Consider the following 20358-nt stretch of genomic DNA (forward strand, 5'->3'; position numbering starts at 1 on the left):
TTTCATGCACTATATTTCCCCCAGACAGGAGGATGCAATGACCCACCCCCGCAATCTTGCTCCCGCTCCAGATCGCAATGCCGTCCTCACCAAGGCCATGCTTCGTGCCGCCGAGCGGCTGGGCCTTTCCGGACGTCAGCTTGCAGAAATCGTTGGCGTGTCTGAAGCAACCGTGTCGCGACTCAAGCGCGGCGAGGCCACGCTCGAGGCCGGGTCGAAACCTTTTGAACTCGCGGCACTTCTCGTTCGCGCGTTCCGCTCGCTCGACGCCATCACGGGCGGCGACGAAGCGGTTGCCCGGGTGTGGATGGCGGCGGCCAACTCGGCCCTTGCCGCACCACCACTTGAACGGATGGCGACTGTGCAGGGACTTGTCGATGTCACGACCTATCTTGACGCCCGCCGCGCTCCGGTCTGAAGCGCGGCCCTTCCGGGGTCAGGCGTGGCGGTTTGTCGAGGCCCAGCATCGGGTCTCGACCCTGAAGCTCGTCGACAGCCTCGCCGAACAGGCGGCGCTGGAGGACATTCTGGAAGAGACAAAGCCGCCGGTGCCGGATGCGTGTCGGCACCTCGACTACCTGCTTTCCACGCCCTTCCGCTATCGTCCTTATCCCAGCGGCTCACGGTTTCGTCGCGCCGGTTTGACGCCCGGCGTCTGGTACGGCGCCGAACAGCCCGAGACAGCGGCGGCCGAGATGGTGTTCTATCGGTTCCTGTTTTACGCCGAGAGCCCCGCGACGCCGTTCCCCGACGATGCGGCGGACTACACCGCCTTTTGCGCCGATCTGGCGACGCCGGTTTCTCTGGACCTGACAACCGGTACGCTTGCCGCCGAGCATGCCCTCTGGGCCCATCTGACCGACTATGCCCCCTGCCAACTGCTTGCCGAGGCCGCCCGCGAGATCGGGGCCGAGGTCATAAGGTACGCCTCGGTCCGCGACCCCGAAGGCGGCGCAAACCTTGCCGTGCTGACCTGTCCGGCATTTGCAGCACCTCAGCCGGTGGACCGCCAGACCTGGCGCATCCGCATCGGCCAGAGCGGCGCGCAGGCAATCCGTGAGCACCCCAACCTCGGCCTTGAGTTCGGGCGCGACAGCTTCGGCACTGATCCGCGCCTGGCCGGCATGAACTGGGACCGCCCGCGCGCCAAGTAACTCACGCTGGTTACGTCCGCCGCGCGGACCGCAGAACCTGCGGGCGGGTGCAGATCGGCAGCGGATTGCTTTCGATCTCCAACCGCACCCATTCGTCGCGATCCCGGTCGGGGATCATCCGGGCGTAGAGCGGCTGGCCCAGCGTGTTGACCGTCTCGAACGTGTCGGCGGGGGCGTGGTAAATCTCGAACAGCCCGTCGACGGCTTCGGGGTAGAACACTGCCTTGTCCGTCGCCACGCCAAAGCCCGCCCCGCCCCGATAGCGGCGGAAGGTGATGCCGCCGAAGCTGACCTCGTCGGCGATACGCGACCGCAGATCAGCGGCAGCGGCCGTGTTGAGATAGGTTTCGCGCACCTCCTTGTGGGCCACAAGATCGGCGAAGAAGGCCGAGCCGCACTCGGCGCGGAGCGCGATGGCACCCGTGGCAAGGCCACCCATCACATCCTCAACACTTTCGATCAGCGCCTGGCAGCGCTTGCGCAAGGCACCCGAGGCCGGGGTGGCGTTGTCGAGGTCGAAGTCCACTTCCGCCGCCGGGGCGATGCCGAACTCGGTGAAGTAGTTGATCACAGTGGCCCCATCACGCGGGTCCTTTACCAGCCCTTGGATGCCGTTGAAGAGGTGATACTCAAACGTGGTCTCGGCGTCGTTGCGCAGCCGGCCGAGTTTGCGGGCGACTTCCGCCTGCACCTGCTGGGTGGCGCTTTCGGAACCGAAGTCGCGCACCTGCTGGATTTCCGAGGCCCAGATCACGTCCTGCTTCTTGAACTGGCGGCAGACAAAGGCGCGCACATCGCGGCGTTCGGGGCTCTGCTGGTCATAAGCCGAGCCGCGTTCCGAGAATGGGATCAGCGATAGCGTGCCGTCCCGGCTCTCGATGACAACGGTGCGCGAGCGGACGCCGCGTGGCCCGAACAGGTTTGAGCCCGACAGGGTAGCGGGCTTGTAGGGGATGTTTTCCAGCGCACGCGTGAGTTCGATGATCGAGAAGGCATCGCCTTCGAAGATGTCCATGGTGGCCATGGGGTGCCTCCTGATTTTTGGGGGTTAGCGGACGAGGATGCCGAGCGTCAGCAGGGCGGCATGGGCAGCGGCGATCTGCGGTGTTGTCGGCGTGCCGGGAATGCTGATCTCATACTGGTTGACGATGGCGGGGCCGCGGATCAGCACGACGGCATTCTTGTCACCGCCGGTGGCATCGACACTGTCCCACAGGATGGCAGCGGCCGTCTGTGTGCCGTTCGAGGCCGCAGGATCGTGGGCCGCGTATTTGCCCGAGGCGGTGATCTTGCCCAGAATGGTGCCGGGCTGGAGGTCGCCCGAGGCGAGGATGACCGTGCTGCGGCAATAGTCGCGGAGCGCTTCCCAGACGAGGAAGCCGCCCGCATGGCGGGTTTCGGTGAGGGTTGGCATGGGTCTATCCTTTCAGACGGAAGGTACGGGCGATGACGTCGCCCCAAGGGCGCGCGCCTGACGGGCGGCCGGGTTGCGGATGGGCGGCGGAGATGTCGGGTTCCGTCTCGGCGCGGTGGGTCAGGAGGGCGGCGCGCACCTCGTCGAGACGGGCGTCGCGCTCAAGGAACCGGCCCGCCATCTGCGGCTGCCGGGCGAGACGGCAGAGATCGACGACAGCGCGGGCATGGGCGAGGACGTCGGCACGGAGGCGGACGGCATCGACTGCACTGTTGGAAATGCCAGCAGTGCCATCCGCATCGGCCGGCGGATTGGGATCGGCTGAAGGGACGGGATCGGCGTTGAAAGTCTCGGGGGCTCCGAGAGTTTCGGGTTCGGGCGCCACTTCAACTGCAGTCGCATCGACACCATCACCGCTTGCGTCGGCGTCACAAGCGTCTGCCTCTTTAACGACCTCTGAATGCAGCTCGCCGGTCTCGGCCCCTGCATCCACCAGCACCGGCGGTGCATTGCGGAAACGCCCAACATCGAACCGCGCAGCGATGCGGACCGGCTCAGCGATGCGATCGGCAAAGCCGAGATCCAGCGCATCCTTGGCATCGAGCCAGGTTTCCGCCGCCATCAAGGGGGCGATTTCCTCCTGCGACCGTCCGGACTTGGCCGCATATCCCTGCAGCAGGCTGCCCTTGATCTTGTCCAGCGCCTCGGCCATCGCGCGCATGTCGATGGCAGTGCCCATGACCACCCCGGCTGGATCGTGGATCATCAGGAAGGCGTTTTCCGGCATGACGATCTCGTCGCCCGCCATCGCGATGTAGGAGGCAGCCGAGGCGGCAATGCCGTCGATCCAGACCGTGACCGTGCCAGTGTGGCGCTTGATCGCGTTGTAGATCGCGACAGCATCAAAGACCGACCCGCCCGGGCTGTTCAGCCGCAAGGCCAGCGGCGTGGCATCTGGCAGTGCGCCCAGTTCTGCCAGAAGCCCCTTGGCCGAGACGCCGTAGGCCCCGATCTCGTCATAGATCACCACCTCCGCGCCAGTGCTTTGGGCGCGGATCGTGTACCAGCTGTTCATGCTGTCACTCCTGTTCTGTCTCGGTTTCCGGCTTGCGGGTTGGTGTGGCCCGCGCCCCCTGCGTCTCGCCGGGGCTGGTGCGATAGGTGAGACCCATGTCCCCGGCGCGTTTCGCGTCAGCAGCATTCTCGCGGTCGATTTCCTCGACGTCGTAGCCTGTGGCCTCGACCACCTTGCGCCGCGAGATGATCCCCGCTTCCATCGCCAGCACCTGTGCCTGGATGTCCTTCAAGGGATCGACCCAATCCCAGCGCGGCGGGATCCAGTTCACCGGGCGATAGCGCGCGGGGGACCGGGCGAAATCCGGCAAGTCCAGCGCCCCCGACAACACCGCCGTTTCCAGCCAGCGCGCCCAGACTGGGCGGCACAGTTGATGCGCGATCACCCCGTGCTGCAACTGCTCGACGCGGCGGCGAAACTCGACCAGTTCGGCGCGCAAGGACGAATAGTTGGCCTGCCGGACATCGCCCGTCACCAGATGGTAAGGCAGCCCCAGCGAGGCCGAGACCGACAGAAGCGTCCGGTACTGGAACGCCTCGTAGCCGCCACCAACATCGGCGGGGCTGGAGAACTTGACGTCTTCACCCGGCAGCAGCACCTGCAAGGTCCCGGGCTCAAGACTGACGGTCGCACCACTGTCGTCGGTGGCCTCGATCTCGCCCATCAGCTGTTCTTCGGGCGCGGTCTTGGTGATGAAGCCCGCGAACATCGCCGCGGTCTTCTTCCGGTCAAGTTCGGCGTCATCGTATTGGTCGAGCAGAAACAGCCGCACCATGGCGGGCGCCACATGCGGCAGGCCCCGGATTTGCCCCGCGTCGATGGGCCGGTAGATGTGCAGAACGTCCCCGGCCGGAACGCGGACTGTTTCCGGCGTGACCATCCCCTGATCGGTGCTGTCGCCGGGATGGCGGCGGCGGAAGTGATAGGCGACGCGACGCCCGATGGCATTGAATTCGATACCACAGCGGATGCGATTGCCGTTGGCTGCCGCCTCGGTCTTCTCGAAGGGCAGCATTTCCGATTGCAGCAGTTGTAACTGGATCGGCACCAGCAGACCATCCTCGGCCCGGCGCGGACGCAACCGCACGAAGCATTCCCCCGCGACGAACATCTCGCGCGCCACCATGGCCTGCAGGCCGTAGAAATCGGTCAACCCATCGGCATCGGCCTCATCGGTCCAGGCCAGCCAAAGCCGCTGGACCTGATCGCGCAAGTCCGGATCCTCGATCAACGATGACGGCTTTATCCCGTCGCCCACCAGGTTCGACGCGAACGCCTCGCAGGCATTGGCGGCATAGCCATTGGTCACCACCAACTCGCGCGACCGCGCGAGCAGGCGTGGACCACCCGAGGCGATCAGCGAGTTGATGTTCTCCAGCGGCGGCTGCCAGCCCCGCAACCGCCGCTGCGACATCGCCCCTTCCAGCCGCGCTCGCACAGCGACAGGGCCGCCGGTGCCCCGGCGGCGAAAGGCGTCAAGCCAGCCCATGCGTCACAACCCCTTGGTGGTGATCACGCGCACCTGCCGGATGATCTTGCGGCCCTCGGCTGTCGCGATGTCACGGTCCAGCACCTCGATGGCCCGGTCGATCTCGGCGATGCTGCGGTAATCGACGGTCTTGCCGTCGTAGCTCACGCGGGCCACACCGCTGGAGCGCTGCACTGACAAGGCATCGCGGCGAGTCTTCAGCTCTGCAGTTGTCGGCATGGGGTTTTATCCGTTAGGTTTGGGGTGCCGCCGCATGAAAATAACACCAGTCATGAACGAACCCGTTGTCCGCATCCGCATCGAACTTGAAGGGACCGACCCGCAGGTCTGGCGCTCGGTCGACGTGCCTCTGTCTTCCACCCTGACAGCGCTGCACGACATCATTCAGGTCACGATGCGCTGGCAGGGCGCGCATATGTTCGAATTTGTCGTCGGCGACCAAGTCTACGGCGAGCCCTATCCCGACGACAGCGCCTGGGACCGCAAGGTGTTGCAAGCGAAGAGCATCCGCCTCAAGACGCTGGTCGAACGCAGGGTTGATCGCTTCCTTTACGTCTACGATTTCGGCGACAACTGGCGGCATCACATCATCCTGGACAGCGTCCGGCAGGGTGAAGACCACACTGACTACCCGGCCTTCGTCGGCGGAGCCCGCCGCGCACCACCCGACGATGTCGGCGGTATCAGCGGATTCGAGGCGTTTCTGGAAGCCGTGACCGATCCCCGGCATGAGGATCACGACCAGATGCTCGAATGGTGTGACGGATCCTTCGATCCCGAAGATATCGATGAGCGCGATATTCGCATGATCATCGGAAACTTCGCTGCTCGACGGCGTGGCCCGCTGATGAGCCATCGTCGCTCAGGCCGTTCAAAGCAACAATGATCGGGTTCGTCTATGTCCTCGGCTGTGATGCCCCGGATGGCTATCGCACTTATGTCGGCTGGACCCTCGATCTCGACCGCCGCCTCGCCCAGCACAATTCGGGCACCGGTGCAAAGTCGACACGCGGCCGAGCTTGGTACCTGATCTATGCCGAGCGCCTGCCGTCGCGAACGGATGCCATGAGCCGCGAATGGTACCTTAAGCGCGACCGACCCTTGCGCCGACAATTGGCCCTGTCGGCGCAAGGCCATGCTTCTGATCACCGCATGTAATTCGACGCCACAGACCTGCGCCGTGCCGGACTGCGCACCGCACGGATGGATCCTGCGGCGGCCCTTTCGTGGCTCCCCTCAGCCTTGGAATCCCCCGCCACCTGCGCCTCCAGATCAGCCCAGCGCGCCTCGGACCAGCGGTCGGCCCCGACAATCCAGGCAGCGGCGCGGGCGTAGACCCGGCAATCCAGCGCTTCGTTGCGCTCGCGCAGTTTCTGCCATTCAAGACGGGCGAAACCGCGCTTGGTGCGGACGGTGACCAGCTCCTCGGCCACCAGCTGTTTCAGCCATTCGCTGTCCACCCAATCGGGCAGATGCACCGTGCCGGGCGGATACTTCACCCCCTCGGCCAGCTCCTCCTTGGTCGGGCGCGGCAGGCCGAGATGGCGGTAGGTCTCGGCCTTGAAGGTGGAAACCGCGACGGTCCAGAGCCGCGCGCCCCGACGCAGGCGTTTGCCCGCGTCGGTCACATCGACGTAAGTTGGCCCCTAGACCGGGCTTGAACGGTTGAACCCTTCGACGCCCTTGACTGGGGCAACCTGCGCCACCCCTTGCCGCCGCGACCAGGCATAGACGGCCGGAGCCTCATAGCCAGTGTCGACGGCGAGTTTGGCCAGCCGCAGATGCGCGCCGTTCTGATGCGTCCATGTCCGGTCCAGCAGCTTGGTCAGTTCCGCCCATGCGCCATGATGATCTGGGCCCCCTTCGATGACGATGTGATCGACCAGCCAGCTTGTCCCGCCCCTGCCCCAGGCCCAGACATCCACCTCGATCCGGTCCTTCTGCACGTCGGCCCCCGCAGTCAGGAACAGCCCGCCTGCCGGAACGATGCCCGGCTTCCACGCTTCACGCCGGTCATACAGTCGCGACCAGTCTGGTGCTTCCCCGGTTTCCACCCATGTTTCGCCAAGGATGGTGTTCTTGAACGCACGGATCGCCTCGTCCGAACCTTGCGCTGCCTCCCAAGCTCGCACGATCCGCTCCCAGCTGAGCCAGCCGATCGGCGAATAGAGCGCCGAGAGGTGATAGCCGACTGTGCCGGGATCCGCGGCTATGGCGGTCGCGCGCCATTCGCCTGCCTCCAGCATCGCCGTCTTGTGGTGTTCCGCGATGGGCTTGTCGCAACCCTCGCAGTGATATTCGGCCGCCTCGGGCCGTGCCTTTTCCCAGCGCAGCCGCTCGAACTTCAGCCATTGAAACTGGTGGCAATGCGGGCATGGCACGAAGAACCGGCGCTGATCGCTGGCTTCGTACTCCCGCTCGATCCGGCTCAGCCCCCGGATCGTCGGGGTCGAGACCAGAAACACCTTGCGCCGATGGGCGAAGGTCAGCGACCGCGCCTCGGCAAGGCTGACCGGATCGCCCTCCTCATCTGCCGACGCCGGATAGGCATCGACTTCGTCGAGAAAGATGTAACGTGCCGGTGTGGACCGCAGCCCCACCGCCGAGTTTGCCCCGGTCATGATCAGGATGCCGCCTGCAAACTCCTTCGACAGCATGGTGTTGCCCGCGTCGCGGGAGCGCGCCGGTTTGACCCGTTCGCGCAGGGCAGCGCTTTCTTCGATCAGCGGGTCGATCCGCTGGCGCGAATTGCGCTTGGCCAGTTCCACGGTCGGCTGCACCGCAAGCATCGGGCCCGGCGCCTGATGGATCGCAAAGCCGATCCAGTTGTTCCCGGCTTCGGTCGCGCCGACCTGTGCCGCCTTCATGAACACGACGCGTTGGACGGCAGAACTCGGCGACAGCGCATCCATGATCTCGCGCATGTAGGGCGTGCGCGACGTGCGGTAGCGTCCCGGCTCGGCGCTGGCGCGCGACCCCAGCATCCGGTGCGCATCAGCCCATTGCGACACCGTCAGATCGGCATCGGGTCGGATGCCTCGGCCCCAAGACCGCAGTAGGTCTTCGGCACCGTCGAAGGCCGAAAGTCCGTCCACGCCGTCACCGAAGGTCGATGCGGACCTCGGCGAGGCTTTCGAGTTGGGCGCGGACATGGGCTTCCAGAACCTTCTGCATCATGGCGGGCTCCAGACTTCCGTGATCCGCGATCATTACCCCCAGTTCCGACGCCATCAGCGCCGCTGCCCGCGCGGGCCAGGTCACCCAGCCATCGCGCTCCTCCCGCGCCAGTCGGAACACCAGCCCCACCGCGCGATTGCGGTCGATCAACTCGCCCTTAAACTGGGCGAGCTTCAGCTTGCGCTCCTGCGCCTTCAGCACTTCGTTTGCGGTCCTGGCCTGCAGGAAGGTCGTGCCGCCATTAGTGACGGGGGCGGGCAACCCTTCGTCGCGCAGCGTCTCAACCACGACCGACAGGGCCGTATCCGGCACAGGCTTCAGCTTCGGCGTGGCTGACGCAGCCACGGCCTTTGACCCTCGCTGCTTTGCGGGGTCGGTCATCGCAGCCCGGCGCGCGTCCGATGCGAGGACATCAATCGAGCCATCAGCGTGCTGAACCAGCCGCCCGGTGTCCTTGGCTTTCTGGATCGCGCCGCGCGACAGGCCGACATGCGCGGCGTACTGCCGCTCGCTCATGCCCTGCATCACGCGCTCCGATTATCATTCCAAAACATAGGCTTATTCGGTTGATAAGCATCGTGCACAGAGCGAACGTGATCTTGCACCAACACACCCAACCGGAGCAAACGCCATGACCACCAGGACCAAACCCGCCCCAGACGCCCTCCTGCTGGAGATTGCGCGGAAGAATTTTCCCAACATCGAGACGCTGGAAACCCGCAACAGCGACGGCCTCGATTTCCACGATGTCGCTGTCTGGGCAATCCGCGCCGCGCTGGAAGCTGCTTACACCGCTGGCTTCGCCGCCACGACCAAGCGCTGAAGGAGGGCCGCGACATGACCATGGCCACCACAACCATCCGCATCGACGTCGACACGCTGCCCGACCATCTCGACCACTCGCGCCCGACTGTCGTGGCCGAGGTCATCGAGGCTGCGCTCCGCGACGCAGGGATCAAGGCCGACTGCTCGGACCTCTTCTCGCACCTCAAGATCGAACTGCCAACAGCACAGCTGGCTGCCGCCAGCGTCGTGCTGGCCGACCTGCAACTGATCTGACGCAGGGCCACTTGAGCACGCGCGCGCAGATCGCCATCGAGATCGGGCCCGGAGAATGGGCGCAGGTCTACGTTCACTACGACGGCTATCCCAGCCACATGCTGCCTGCGCTGGAGCGCTGGAAGCCGGAAGATATCCTCGCCGCCCGCGAAATCCGGCAGGTCCGCGCCGACGAGATCGAGGCCTTCGAGAGCCCCCGCGCCCCGCCAATCCTGCCGCGCCCGACGCGCCAGTTCTGCCACCTTTATGGATGGCAGGACGGGGCTTGGGCTGAACTCGATCCCGAGACACATGCACCCGAAGGCCCCCCCGAATGACCGATCTGTCCCTCAACTGCCTGCCTGAAGGCGAAACCCTCGCCGATCTTGCCCGCCGCGAATGCGCCATCGGGTTCGATCTGCGCTTTTGTCGCAGCCTTGCCGTGTCCGAACATGACCGCGACACCGTCACCTGCGACCCGTCCGAGGCTGAATTCGCCACGCTTTACACCCTGACCGATCTGGGGGAAGCCATCGCCATCCATGATGCGAACCTGACCAGCTCCGGTGCCGACGAGGTCGCCGCCGTCGCCCGTGCGCTATTCGTGGCCATGGTCAACGCCCGCCGCGATCCGCCCGACGCCGCCCAGCGCCACGAGGCCGAACAGGCGGCGCTGATCGACCACCACCGGATCGGGTGATCCGAAAGCAATCATATGGCTCTGATTTACCTACACTTTCGGGCAGATCAGAGCGAATCTGATTGCATGTTGACGATGCAACCCGACCAAGGAGCCACCACCATGACCACCCGCCGCGCCACCAACAACACCAAAGCCCTCGATGCCTTCATGACCACCAAGTCCGAGATCGACGCGATGCTTGAGCGCCTGAAGGCCCTGAGCGACAACCACTTTGCGACCCATCCCGACGAGATCCACTGGGGGAACGTCGGCACCCTAAACCATTATGCCAGCCTGCTGCGCCGGATCACCGACAGCGCGTTTCGCGAGGGCGAACACGCCGAGTGAGGACACCCTTTCCGGGACACGCCCGCCGCTTGGCGGGCTTGGCCTCATAGAAGGGCAGCGATTGTCGCGCCCCGATAAGGAGACGACGATGACCCAGATCCAGCTGACTGATACCCAATCCATCATCCTTTCAACCGCCTGCGGACGCGCCGACGGGATGGTGTTTCCCATCACGGCCAAGCTGAAGGGCGGAGCCGTGGGCAATGTGTGCAAGAGCCTCCTGAAACACGCGCTCCTTGAAGAAGTTGCTGCAACCGACCTGAACACGGTCTGGCGGCATGACGAAGAACGCGGATCGATCACCCTGCGTGCGACGCCGCTGGCTTATTCGACCCTTGGGATCACCGACGATCCGACACCCGCAAGTTCCACCCAGATCATGACCGAACCGCCGCACCGTCGCACCGGCACCAAGCAGGACACCCTGATCGCAATGCTGCGCGCACCTGAGGGAGCCACCATCGAGGATATTGTCGCAGCGACGGGCTGGCTCAGCCACACCGTGAGGGGATCGATGTCCGGGGCTCTGAAGAAGAAGCTCGGCATGACCATCACCTCAGAAAAGGTGGAAGGTCGAGGACGGGTTTACAAGCTTTTGGCTGCGTAAGATCAAACGACCCTAAGCCCCGCCGCCCCACTCGGGGGCGGCGTTTCTTCTTGAAATGACGCTGCGGCGTCGATGTTAGTCTATACCCTTGGCACCGACGCCCCAAATTGAGCCGCAAGCCATCGGCCCGCAGCCATGCGCTGCTGCACATGCGCGCGATGCGCTTCGGGCGACAGTGGCCGTTTGCGCCGGTGGCGCGAGTTGTTGCAGAACAGGCAAGCGGCAACGATGTTGTCAGCGGAGTTCGCCCCTCCCTCGGAACGAGGATGGAGGTGCTCGGCCGTGCATCGGAGGATTTTCGGCAAACCAGCCGCCCTCCAGGATACCGGCAGACAAGGATCCAAGGCTTCATCCCACATGGGCAGGCTGCAGTAGAAGCAGAGGCCCCCCTGTGCGACCATTTTCTTACGACGCAGATTCTTCAGTGCTTTCATGGCACGGGTTCTCCATTCGACTTCATGAGAAGCGAATGCGCGGCGTCCTGGTGGACGCTCCCCGGCAGGAAGCTGCTGCTCGCGCGAGACCCGAGACTTCGTGGTTCCGCATGCCGGACAACGAAACCTGATGGAAGAACCTTCAGATCTGACCAGCCTCTGGCTTGATCAAGACGACAAAAATCGTCTTCGTTGAGCAAAGACTAGTCAGCGGACCGTCCTGCGTCAACGCCATCGTTCGAACAGCCGCCGCAGGACATAGGACCGGGCTATGCTGACCGAAGTGAAAACCAGCCCCATCTTCAGGTTCTGCGCCAGCGTCGTCTGCAGCCCGAAGACCGGGAAGATAAGGATCTGCGTGATGACGGCGACGCCGTAGCCGACGACCACGTTGGCCACAGCTTCAACCAGCGACATGGTGCGCGACTGCTTCATCCCGCCACCTCATCCATCGGCCAGCAATTCAACTGCCAGAGTTCGGAGCGCATGCGCCGCAACCAGGGGGACCACGCCATTGCCACAGAGGCGAAGCCGGTCCACCCGGTGGGCCAGCCCATCAGCGCCTCGACGAACAGCGGGTTCAAGGTCCGGCGCACATCGCAGGTATCGCTCCCAGCCACCTTCATCACCAGGACCTGGCGGCCAAGCAGGCCGTTCACCGGTGTGTTCGCCAATGTCGTCGCCCCGTCCTTGTGATCGCGCGCCGTCGGCGTCATCCACATCCCGGCCGCGTGGGTCAGGTCGGCTGTCCGCCGGTTGCCCGCACTCGGTTTGCAGCCATCGTTCGCCATCGGCGTCGGCCAATCCCGCGCCATGCGGTCCAGACCCTTTTCGTCCTTCCGCTCGCCGCCCCGGCTGTGGAAGCTGTCGATCTGCGGCGTCGGCCATAGGGCTGCTGTGGTCGCGAGGTTCATCCCGTGCTGCCCCGCTTCCTGCGACGGAGTCGGCCTGGTCTGCCGGTTCTCGTTGGCGCTGGCCCTCGGCGTCGGCCAGAGCCGCAGCAGCTCCGTCCGGTTCCCGCCACTGGACCGCGTGCCAGAGCAGGCGCGCGGGGTCGGCCAGCTCGCAGCCTTCGCGGATGGCAAGGATGAAGAGCCGCTCGCGCTTGTGGGGCGCGCCGACTTCCGCCGCCGTGAAGAGGCCTGCCGCAAGCTTGTAGCCCATGCCGACCAGTCCGCTGGCGACTTCGGGGAAGCCGAGGCGGAGATGATGGGCGACATTCTCGAGGAACACGAAGGGCGGCTCGATCTCACCGATGATGCGGGCGACATGGGGCCAAAGGTGGCGCGGGTCGTCGGCACCCCGGCGTTTGCCCGCGACGGAGAACGGCTGGCACGGATAGCCCGCAGTGACGATGTCCACTGTGCCGCGCCACGGGCGGCCGTCGAAGGTTGCAACATCGTCCCAGACAACAGCCTGATCCAGGGACGCGTCTTCCATCCGCGCCACGAGAGTGGCTGCGGCGTAGGTTTCCCGTTCGACATGGCCCACAGCACGATATCCGGGGATGGCGATGGCAAGCCCAAGGTCGAGCCCGCCAGCGCCGGAGCAAAGGGAGAGGCCGAAGAGGCATGCGTCTGCGGTTCCGGAAGCGCGTCCGGAGGAAGGTAAAGCCAGGTCATGCATGTCACGCGGCGGCTTCGGGTTGGGTTTCAGGCGCGGCCGGGGCGTCGTCGCCCAGCCGTTCAGCTTTCACGGCCGCGAAGGTCCGGCCATCGCCGTCGAGGATCGCCTCGCGACCGGTGTCGGCCTGCCAGCGCTCCACGGCCACATCGATGTACGCCGGGCTGATTTCCATCGCGAAGACGCGGCGGCCATTGGCCTCGCCCGCCATGATCTGCGATCCCGATCCGCAGAACGGCTCGTAGCAGAGGCCGCCCCGCGCCACATGCTGGCGCATCGGGATCCCGAAGGCGTCCAGCGGCTTCGGCGTCGGATGGTCGGGCCGCTCGTCCTTGGCAAAGCTGGGCAGTGCCCATGTCGATGGCAGCGTTTCTTCTGCCACCTTCGGCGGCCGGTTCGGTCTCCGCCAGCCCATGAAGCAGGGCTCGTGCTTCCAGAGGTAATGCGACCGGGTCAGAACCCCGCGGTCCTTCACCCAGATGATCTGCTGGTGCACGAAGGCCCCGGCCTTTTCCCAGCAAGCCTCCAGCATCGCCTGGCGTCGCGAGGCGTGCCAACAATACCAAGCAGCGTTCTCGGCGATCGCTTCCGCCACAGCGGCTGCGATGAAGCCGTCGTAAAGCTTGGCCCCCTGCGAACTGTCGTCCCAGGTCGTGCCGTAGGACGCCGACCAGTCCTTGTTCCGCGTCGGATGGTTCGAGCCGTCATAGTCCACAAGATACGGCGGGTCGGTCGCAAACAGGATCGCCCGTTCGCCGTTCATCAGGCGACGCACATCGGTGGCGCTTGTGCTGTCGCCGCAAAGGAGCCGGTGATCTCCGAGGATCCACAGATCGCCGGTGCGCGAGGCCGGATTCCGGGGTGGTTCCGGGATGGTCACCGGTGGCACGGAGCCACCGGCGCCACCTTCTTGCCCGTCCCCCTCCGGCACGTAGGCCAGCAGCTTGTCCAACTCGCCGTCAGAGAAGCCGACCAGCGACAGGTCGAAATCCTCGGCCAGCAGGTCGTTCAGTTCGGCCGACAGCAGCGCCTCGTCCCAGGTGCCGAGTTCCGTCAGCTTGTTGTCCGCGATCCGGTAAGCCCGGCGCTGCGCCTCGGTCAGATGCCCCAGCACGATCACTGGGGCCTCGGTCAGCCCCAGCTGCGTCGCGGCCAGCACCCGACCATGCCCCGCGATCAGCTCGCCGTCTTCGGCCACGAGGCAAGGCACGGTCCACCCGAACTCGGCCATGCTGGCGGCGATCTTCGCGACCTGATCCGCGCCATGCGCCTTCGCATTGCGGGCGTAGGGCTGCAAGCGCACGAGCGGCCATTGCTCGATACGCTCCGGGGCGAAGCTGAGGGTCATATGGGGCGTCCTGTTGAAGGATGGTCTGGCTTCCGGGCTGGACACCGGTTGTGGAATCCATGCCGGATTTCATCGGCCGCAGGAGTCCAGAGGTATCCACCTCGGAGTCCACCAGCCAAGTGCCTGTTTTATTGCGATATCTCAGCGGTTTTCGGGTGGCTTCCTAAGGGGGTGGCTTCCCAAAAATCCGGCCCTGTCGCTAGCGATGTGCCGCGCTTCGCCCGCCAGCATACGTTTTCGGCCCGAAAGGAACCGGAAAACAATGGCTTGGCGGATCGGGCGGTCAACTGGCACTGGCTGGACCCCGGTTCGGACTCTGGGGTCCACCACGGCATCCATCCCGAGACCGATTGCGCGAGCGGTCTCCCACACGCGCCTCTCCCGAGTATATCCAATTCATACCCTCGGGAGATGGTTTCTGTCTCAGCGAAAACTGTCCGGCGGACACTTTCCCATGTGGCGCGCAGGGTTACGCGCCACTGGCCAGTTCGATTACCCGTTGCTTCGACAGGTTGCGGTTGAACCGCCGCTTGTTGAGGGTCAGCGCGATGACGGAAATCCCGAACTGCCAGTGTTGATGGGCTGCCGAGCGATGCAGACCAACGGCCCAGCAGATTTCCTTCCAGCGTTCGCCATGCGCCTTCATCCAGACGATCTTGCCGTCGACAGGCTCGAGGCAGGCCGTCCAGGTCAGCGTCTCCTCCATCCGGCTGATCGCCTGTGGTGATGGCAGCACACGCATCGGCTTTGGCTCCTGCCCCACCTTGTCGGCGAAGCTGTAGACAAACTCTGGCCAAGTGCTGAAGTAGCCCTGCCGCCGGGGTTCAGGCAGGCACTTCAGAACATAGGCGGCTTCAGCCAGCCGTTCCTCGACCAGCGCGGGGGTCCAGATGGTCATCGTTGCACCTCCCGCCCACTCATGGCCGTGCCGTAGAGTTTCTCGCCAAGCTGACGCACCAACTCCCGCTCTGGCCAGGTCAGGCGGTGATCGTCGATGGCGACGGCCAGCAAGCCCTGTTCCCGCCAGCCGTCGCGCTTGACCTCGTCGGGATTGCGGCGATGGCCGCCATAACCCTTCGGCGTGAACCGCATCCCGGTCATTGCGGGCCCCCCTTGGTCTCGAGCGCCCAGAACAGGATCGCGATGGCATCGGCTTCGTTGTCGTCGGCGGGGCTGAAGCCACGGGCCCGGGCGGCGGCGATCATCGCATCTTTGTCGGCATTGCCCTTGCCGGTGGCGTGGCGCTTGATGGTGCCCACCGGGACGCCCTCGTAAGGCACGCCGCGCAATTCGGCCCATGCGGTCAATGTGGCCATCAGCCCGCCATAGACGTGGGCAGCGTCAGTGCCGGCATGGCGACGGACCTCCTCAAACCAGATGGTGGCGATGGGCCCCGACAGACGGTCCAACTCGCCCAGCCAGTTGGTGAACCGCAGGTAGCGCATGCCGCCGCCATCGAACCGACCCGGGCGAAAGGACACGGTGCCACTGGTGATCAGCCCATCGGCGCCATGCAGCGCCCAGCCAGTGGTGGTGCCGAGATCAAGCGCCAGGATGGTGCGTTGGCCCTGCGCAGGCAGAATGGGCGTTTTCTCGGTTGCGCCAAGATTGGTGTTGGCGAGAGTCGTATCAGCCATGAGTGCTCTCCTCTTGTGGTTGGCTGCTCGGGTGGAAGACGACGGCGGTTGATGCTTGCCGGTACCGGCCGCCGTCGTCGGATTGATCTCGGCCCACAACTTCGGCCCGAGAAGATTACCCAGGGGTGGGTGGTGGACCTCCCGCCTTGCGGGGGAGTCCACCCACCCCTTTAGGGGTGCTATTTTCGTGTTCTGCGTTCTGGCGTAAGCCATTGAACTTGATGGGAGATTTCCAGAACACAGATGAGTAAATGGCAGTCCGCAATCCGTGTTCTGTGTTCTGGCGTAACTCGTTGATTTTGTTTCGGGAATTCCAGAGCTCAGAACACGGCGACCCAGAACACGGCCTGTGTTCTGGCCAGAACACGGACGATCCGTGTTCTGGAAAAGGCTCCTTTCGGGTGCCAAACTCATGCCTCACCCCCGTCCTGATCGACCCAGACTTCCGGATTCTCGACGGGCAAGAGCGCTCCGGATTGGGGGCACATGAAGTCGGACGGGAGCACCCGAATGAAGGCCGGGCACACCTCGCCGGTCTCGTCGTCGACCACTTCGCGGTCGGTGCGAAGTCGCATGTCCCTGACGCAGAGATATCCAAACTTCGACCGGTCCCGCTTGAGGCCCAGTTCTCTGATCTGATCGCCTCGGACGAACTTCACGTAACCCTTTGTGGCCAGCACATGCAGCCGATCCCGGATGCTGGTCTGGCCTCCGAGACTGCCCTTGTTCTCAAAGCTGGCCGCGAACTGGCTGAGCGTGAACATCTTCCCCTGTTCAGCCTGCTCACTGATCATGTGGACGATCACACCACCCTTTCGGTCTCGTTCAGCATCATGTTTTGCCCCCACCTCTGCCCGCACCAACCGCTCGTTCATGGGGTTGATTTCGACCCATTCGCCCTTGACCTTGTCGACGATCTTGGGTGCCAGCGCCGGTCCGTTGCGCAGCTCGATCTCCAACTTGCGCTGCGGGTTGTCCTCATCTGGGCGATGCAGGATCAGGCCGGAGGTGTAGAAGCCGCGCAGTGCGCTGGCCCCGGAAAGCGCCAGAAAGGGATCATCCTTCACCTGCAGCTTGCTGAGTTTCTTCGTGTGGTGGACGAGGATGACGCCACAGTCCGGGTTGATGTGATCGCGCAGGACCTCGACCCGATCTTTCAGGAAGAACATCATCGCGCCGTTGTCGTTTTCGCCGCCACCGTCGGGACCGCCGTCGAAAAGATTGCGGATCGGATCGATGCAGATGATGTCAACGGGCTCAGAAGGAAACGCGGCCCGGATGGCATGGGCGACGCCCACGCTGCCCTCGACATCAAGCAGCATCTTCAGCTTCGGTGTGGCGACGAGGTTGTCGCGCGCGGCAGCCAGCAGCTTTGGCGGCAGGGTAATCTGCTGCAGCCGCTCCCGCAGATAATGATACTGGATCTCTGCCTGCAGATAGAAGATCCGCAGCGGACGGGGCGGCGCGAAGCCAAGGAAGGGCACGCCCGCCGCCATGTGCACCAGCCAGGAGATCAGCAGATCGCTCTTGCCGATCTTGGGCGCGCCACCCAGCACCAGCATTCCACCCGGGGTCAGCACGCGCGGCGCGATGATGTCGGCAGGCATGGGACTCTGGTCGTCAAGCAACGCCCCAAGCGTAAATGTGGGCAGTTCGTTTGGCACCGGGGCTGCGCTGTCGAGGCGGATCAGCGGGGGCCCGTGCTTTTCGACATGGATGGCCCAAAGACGTTCGGACTCGCGCTTGAGCCGCTCCACAGGCCACTGCGGTCGGAGCATCGCCGCGTTGTAGCCGCAGATGCCTTCCCAGCCTTCGTCCTTCGACATCCGGCCTTCGTGGACCATGCGGATGAAGTAACCGATGGCGGCCGATGTAGCGCGTCAACCAGCATGTCCGTGACCGTCAACCACGTTGGCCGGTTTTAGGCCGCTGGGTTGGCGTATCTGGAATTGTTTTTCGCTCAGCCTTCTCCTTTGTCCTTGTTGTCGGCGATGGTTGTCGTTGGCGGTCTGCTCAGCGCCTCTTTGTTGGAGGCGGCCGCGCGCTGGCGGAAGCTTTCGGCATTCATCTCCAGGATCGCTGCGTGATGAACCAGCCGGTCGATGGCGGCGACGGTCATCGCCTTGTCCGGGAAGATCTGGTCCCAGCCGCTGAAGGGCTGGTTGGCGGCGATGGCGATGCTGCGGCATTCGTAGCGCCGGGCGATCAGCTCGAAGAGCACGCCTGTCTCGGCCTGATCCTTGTGGGCGTAGGTGATGTCGTCGAGGATGATCAGGTCGAACTTGTCGAGCTTGGCGAGCGCGGCTTCGAGCACCAGATCGCGGCGGGCGGCCTGAAGTCGCTGCACCAGATCGCTGGTGCGGGTATAGAACACGCGGTGTCCCCGCTCGATCAGGGCATGGCCTATCGCGCAGAGAATGTGCGTTTTGCCCGTGCCGGAATTGCCGATGGCGATCAGATTGCCGCCACCCTCCAGCCAGTCGCCGGCCGCCAAGGCCTCGATCCGGGCGCGCGGCAGGGTTGGCAGCGCCTTGAAGTCGAAGGTCGCCAGCGTCTTGCCAGCCGGTAGCTGTGCCTCGTTCATGTGGCGCTGAATGCGGCGCATGTCGCGCTCGGCCAGTTCGTATTCCGCGAGGACAGCCAGAAAGCGGGCAGCGGGCCAGCCTTCGGTGTCGGCACGGGTGGCGATGTCGGCCCAAAGCTTGTGGAAGCTGGGCAGGCGCAGCGCGGTCAGCATGCCTGGCAGCGTGTGGATGTCGATCTCGCGGGAGGTCATGCGCAGGCTCCCAGAAGGGCATCGAAGCTGTCGAGCGAGGGATGGGCGACGGCAACATCTCTCGGCAGCGCCGTTTGCCGCGGGTTCAGGCAGGATGCCAGAGGTCCGGGATCGGGCACCCGGCCCGCGTCCAATTCTGCTGCCAGCAGATGTGCCAGTTCCGCCTCGCAGGCCCGGTCGTGGGCGATGAACAGCAGGTCGACCATGCGGCGGCAGGCGTCGCGGCGGGGCAGATCACGCTGCAGCACCTGCCAGGCTGCAGCGTATTCGGTTCGCGGGAACAGGCTGTCGCGGTAGATCGAACTCCACAGGGCTTGCGGTTTGCGCCGCAGCGCGTGGATGACGTGATGGTAGTTGATGACATGCACGCGATGGCCGTCGCCGCGACCACGCGCCCTTGTATGGCTGACGACCAGGGTGCTGCCGAGAAAGGCCTCAAGGCGATCGTCGTAAAGGTGGACCCGCAAGCGCTGCCCGATCAGCTGCGACGGGGCGCTGTAGAAGATGCTCTTGACCAGAAAGCCGCTGGTGCGGGTGACCGGAACCACGGTCTCTGTAAAGTCGGTGGTGCGCCGGGACGGCAGGGGCTTCAGATGCGCCTGTTCCGCCTGAACCGCGATCGCCCGCTGCCGGTTGCGCCGTGCCACCAGAATGTCGATGAAGCGGCGGTAGTCCTCAATGCTGGCGAAGTCGCGGCTGCCGCGCAGGATCAGCGCCTGTTCGATGGCCTTCTTCAGGTGCCGGTTCTGGGATTCCACCGCGCCGTTCTCATGAGCTTCCCCGCGGTTGTTGCGACTGGCCTCCATGCCGTAATGGCCGACGAAGGCATTGTAGCGCGTGGTGATATCCTGGCGCTGGTCAGCCGTCAGGTTGCGGAAAGCGGCCGAGAGGCTGTCGGTGCGATGCTCCTGTGGTGCCCCGCCGAGCGACCAGAGCGCCTGCTGCAGGTTCTCGGCCAAGGCCGTGAAGCTCTCCCCGCCCAGGACCACCCCGACATGCTCCCACCGGCTGTAGACCATGACGAAGTGGTAGAGCAGATGCGGGAATAGCTGGCCCGCGATCGTCACCTCCAGCTCCTCGGCATGAGTGAAGTCGGACTGGGCCATGCGGCCCGGCTCCGGCGTCTGGCGGAAGATGATGTCGCGCTCGGGTCCGTTCAGCGCCCGCCACTGCCGCACCCGCCGTTCCAGGGTGCGCCGGATCCGGTCATCGGGGAAGGCCAGCGGGTGCAGGCCCTGAAGGTGGCGCAGCAGGGTGACGGCCTGCAAGGCGCTGTCCCTCTCCAGCAAGGGAAGGATGTCGCCCTCCCAATAACCCTCGAGGGGATCGGCCACCGTGCGCCCGTGAACGATCTTGCGGTTCGAGGGCAGCGTCGGGTTGGCATCGAACCGTCGGGCCGTGCGCTCGCTGAACCCGGCGCGGGCGGCCGACGTGCGCTGACTGTGATATCGGAGGTCGGACATGTATAATCTCAATTGCTGGTCGTTGATGGGTTTGTAGGCCAACCCGGATCCTCCGTTTGACGGCAGAGGAACCCGGCTTACCAACCCGCAGCG

Annotated in this window: 25 protein-coding genes and 2 pseudogenes; 10 read left to right on the forward strand and 17 right to left on the reverse strand. The window is 64.7% G+C overall.

Annotated elements, in window-relative coordinates:
• Positions 1 to 37 precede the first annotated feature (37 nt).
• Complete coding sequence (locus RNZ50_07265; protein ID MDT8854820.1) at positions 38 to 418, forward strand: antitoxin Xre-like helix-turn-helix domain-containing protein; 381 nt, start codon at positions 38 to 40, stop codon at positions 416 to 418.
• Positions 393 to 1154, forward strand: coding sequence for an RES family NAD+ phosphorylase (locus RNZ50_07270; protein ID MDT8854821.1), 762 nt, complete (start codon positions 393 to 395; stop codon positions 1152 to 1154). The genes RNZ50_07265 and RNZ50_07270 overlap by 26 nt, the downstream gene beginning before the upstream one ends.
• 10 nt (positions 1155 to 1164) lie before the next feature.
• Here RNZ50_07270 and RNZ50_07275 read toward each other — a convergent pair whose 3' ends face one another.
• The 5 genes from RNZ50_07275 to RNZ50_07295 are packed head-to-tail and all read right to left on the reverse strand — an operon-like array spanning position 1165 to position 5351.
• Complete coding sequence (locus RNZ50_07275; GenBank protein MDT8854822.1) at positions 1165 to 2178, reverse strand: major capsid protein; 1014 nt, start codon at positions 2176 to 2178, stop codon at positions 1165 to 1167.
• A 24-nt stretch (positions 2179 to 2202) separates the two neighbouring features.
• The gene (locus tag RNZ50_07280) at positions 2203 to 2568 is read right to left on the reverse strand and encodes a head decoration protein (protein MDT8854823.1); all 366 of its coding nucleotides are present in this window, start codon (positions 2566 to 2568) and stop codon (positions 2203 to 2205) included.
• A gap of 4 nt (positions 2569 to 2572) precedes the next feature.
• Positions 2573 to 3643, reverse strand: a complete 1071-nt coding sequence (locus RNZ50_07285; GenBank protein ID MDT8854824.1) for a Clp protease ClpP — start codon at positions 3641 to 3643, stop codon at positions 2573 to 2575.
• 4 nt (positions 3644 to 3647) lie between these two features.
• Positions 3648 to 5132: a phage portal protein gene (locus RNZ50_07290; GenBank protein ID MDT8854825.1), complete on the reverse strand. Its 1485-nt coding sequence runs from the start codon at positions 5130 to 5132 to the stop codon at positions 3648 to 3650.
• Between the two features lie 3 nt (positions 5133 to 5135).
• Positions 5136 to 5351, reverse strand: a complete 216-nt coding sequence (locus tag RNZ50_07295) for a hypothetical protein (GenBank protein MDT8854826.1) — start codon at positions 5349 to 5351, stop codon at positions 5136 to 5138.
• 52 nt (positions 5352 to 5403) lie between these two features.
• Between RNZ50_07295 and RNZ50_07300 the strand changes: the two genes are divergently transcribed.
• Complete coding sequence (locus tag RNZ50_07300) at positions 5404 to 6018, forward strand: plasmid pRiA4b ORF-3 family protein (protein ID MDT8854827.1); 615 nt, start codon at positions 5404 to 5406, stop codon at positions 6016 to 6018.
• Positions 6015 to 6290: a GIY-YIG nuclease family protein gene (locus RNZ50_07305; protein MDT8854828.1), complete on the forward strand. Its 276-nt coding sequence runs from the start codon at positions 6015 to 6017 to the stop codon at positions 6288 to 6290. Before RNZ50_07300 ends, RNZ50_07305 begins: the two co-directional genes overlap by 4 nt.
• Here the strand turns inward: RNZ50_07305 and RNZ50_07310 are convergent.
• Both RNZ50_07310 and RNZ50_07315 read right to left on the reverse strand, forming a co-directional pair.
• A pseudogene (locus RNZ50_07310) lies at positions 6278 to 8284 on the reverse strand (phage terminase large subunit family protein). The gene RNZ50_07305 and the pseudogene RNZ50_07310 overlap by 13 nt on opposite strands.
• On the reverse strand, positions 8232 to 8834 hold the full coding sequence (locus tag RNZ50_07315; GenBank protein MDT8854829.1) for a hypothetical protein: 603 nt from the start codon (positions 8832 to 8834) through the stop codon (positions 8232 to 8234). The pseudogene RNZ50_07310 and the gene RNZ50_07315 overlap by 53 nt, the downstream one beginning before the upstream one ends.
• 106 nt (positions 8835 to 8940) lie before the next feature.
• On the opposite strand from RNZ50_07315, the gene RNZ50_07320 reads away from it, so the two are divergent.
• The 6 genes from RNZ50_07320 to RNZ50_07345 all read left to right on the forward strand — a co-directional run bounded on the left by RNZ50_07320 (position 8941) and on the right by RNZ50_07345 (position 10984).
• Positions 8941 to 9132: a hypothetical protein gene (locus RNZ50_07320; GenBank protein ID MDT8854830.1), complete on the forward strand. Its 192-nt coding sequence runs from the start codon at positions 8941 to 8943 to the stop codon at positions 9130 to 9132.
• Positions 9133 to 9146: 14 nt separating this feature from the next.
• Complete coding sequence (locus tag RNZ50_07325; GenBank protein ID MDT8854831.1) at positions 9147 to 9368, forward strand: hypothetical protein; 222 nt, start codon at positions 9147 to 9149, stop codon at positions 9366 to 9368.
• An 11-nt stretch (positions 9369 to 9379) separates the two neighbouring features.
• Complete coding sequence (locus RNZ50_07330) at positions 9380 to 9685, forward strand: hypothetical protein (protein ID MDT8854832.1); 306 nt, start codon at positions 9380 to 9382, stop codon at positions 9683 to 9685.
• Positions 9682 to 10047 carry a hypothetical protein gene (locus RNZ50_07335; protein MDT8854833.1) on the forward strand — a complete coding sequence of 122 codons (366 nt, stop codon included), beginning with the start codon at positions 9682 to 9684 and terminating at the stop codon, positions 10045 to 10047. The genes RNZ50_07330 and RNZ50_07335 overlap by 4 nt, the downstream gene beginning before the upstream one ends.
• Positions 10048 to 10149: 102 nt before the next feature.
• Positions 10150 to 10377, forward strand: a complete 228-nt coding sequence (locus RNZ50_07340; GenBank protein ID MDT8854834.1) for a hypothetical protein — start codon at positions 10150 to 10152, stop codon at positions 10375 to 10377.
• An 88-nt stretch (positions 10378 to 10465) separates the two neighbouring features.
• Positions 10466 to 10984, forward strand: coding sequence for a DUF3489 domain-containing protein (locus tag RNZ50_07345; GenBank protein MDT8854835.1), 519 nt, complete (start codon positions 10466 to 10468; stop codon positions 10982 to 10984).
• 659 nt (positions 10985 to 11643) lie between these two features.
• On the opposite strand, the gene RNZ50_07350 is transcribed toward RNZ50_07345, so the two are convergent.
• From RNZ50_07350 to istA, 10 genes and pseudogenes are all read right to left on the reverse strand, one after another.
• A complete protein-coding gene (locus RNZ50_07350) occupies positions 11644 to 11853 on the reverse strand; it encodes a hypothetical protein (GenBank protein MDT8854836.1) in 210 nt (69 codons plus the stop codon).
• A complete protein-coding gene (locus tag RNZ50_07355; GenBank protein ID MDT8854837.1) occupies positions 11850 to 12332 on the reverse strand; it encodes a hypothetical protein in 483 nt (160 codons plus the stop codon). Before RNZ50_07355 ends, RNZ50_07350 begins: the two co-directional genes overlap by 4 nt.
• 205 nt (positions 12333 to 12537) lie before the next feature.
• Positions 12538 to 13044: pseudogene (locus tag RNZ50_07360) on the reverse strand (DNA cytosine methyltransferase).
• 1 nt (position 13045) lies between these two features.
• Positions 13046 to 14389, reverse strand: a complete 1344-nt coding sequence (locus RNZ50_07365) for a ParB N-terminal domain-containing protein (GenBank protein MDT8854838.1) — start codon at positions 14387 to 14389, stop codon at positions 13046 to 13048.
• A 469-nt stretch (positions 14390 to 14858) separates the two neighbouring features.
• Positions 14859 to 15287, reverse strand: a complete 429-nt coding sequence (locus RNZ50_07370; protein MDT8854839.1) for a DUF6362 family protein — start codon at positions 15285 to 15287, stop codon at positions 14859 to 14861.
• Complete coding sequence (locus RNZ50_07375; GenBank protein MDT8854840.1) at positions 15284 to 15481, reverse strand: hypothetical protein; 198 nt, start codon at positions 15479 to 15481, stop codon at positions 15284 to 15286. Before RNZ50_07375 ends, RNZ50_07370 begins: the two co-directional genes overlap by 4 nt.
• A 5-nt stretch (positions 15482 to 15486) precedes the next feature.
• Positions 15487 to 16026: a hypothetical protein gene (locus RNZ50_07380; protein MDT8854841.1), complete on the reverse strand. Its 540-nt coding sequence runs from the start codon at positions 16024 to 16026 to the stop codon at positions 15487 to 15489.
• Positions 16027 to 16436: 410 nt separating this feature from the next.
• On the reverse strand, positions 16437 to 17852 hold the full coding sequence (locus tag RNZ50_07385; GenBank protein MDT8854842.1) for an AAA family ATPase: 1416 nt from the start codon (positions 17850 to 17852) through the stop codon (positions 16437 to 16439).
• A 134-nt stretch (positions 17853 to 17986) separates the two neighbouring features.
• Positions 17987 to 18802, reverse strand: coding sequence for an IS21-like element helper ATPase IstB (gene istB / locus RNZ50_07390; GenBank protein MDT8854843.1), 816 nt, complete (start codon positions 18800 to 18802; stop codon positions 17987 to 17989).
• Complete coding sequence (gene istA, locus RNZ50_07395; protein ID MDT8854844.1) at positions 18799 to 20307, reverse strand: IS21 family transposase; 1509 nt, start codon at positions 20305 to 20307, stop codon at positions 18799 to 18801. Before istA ends, istB begins: the two co-directional genes overlap by 4 nt.
• Between the last annotated feature and the right edge of the window lie 51 nt (positions 20308 to 20358).

The organism is Paracoccaceae bacterium Fryx2, assembly GCA_032334235.1.
In the GTDB taxonomy this organism is placed as follows: domain Bacteria; phylum Pseudomonadota; class Alphaproteobacteria; order Rhodobacterales; family Rhodobacteraceae; genus JAVSGI01.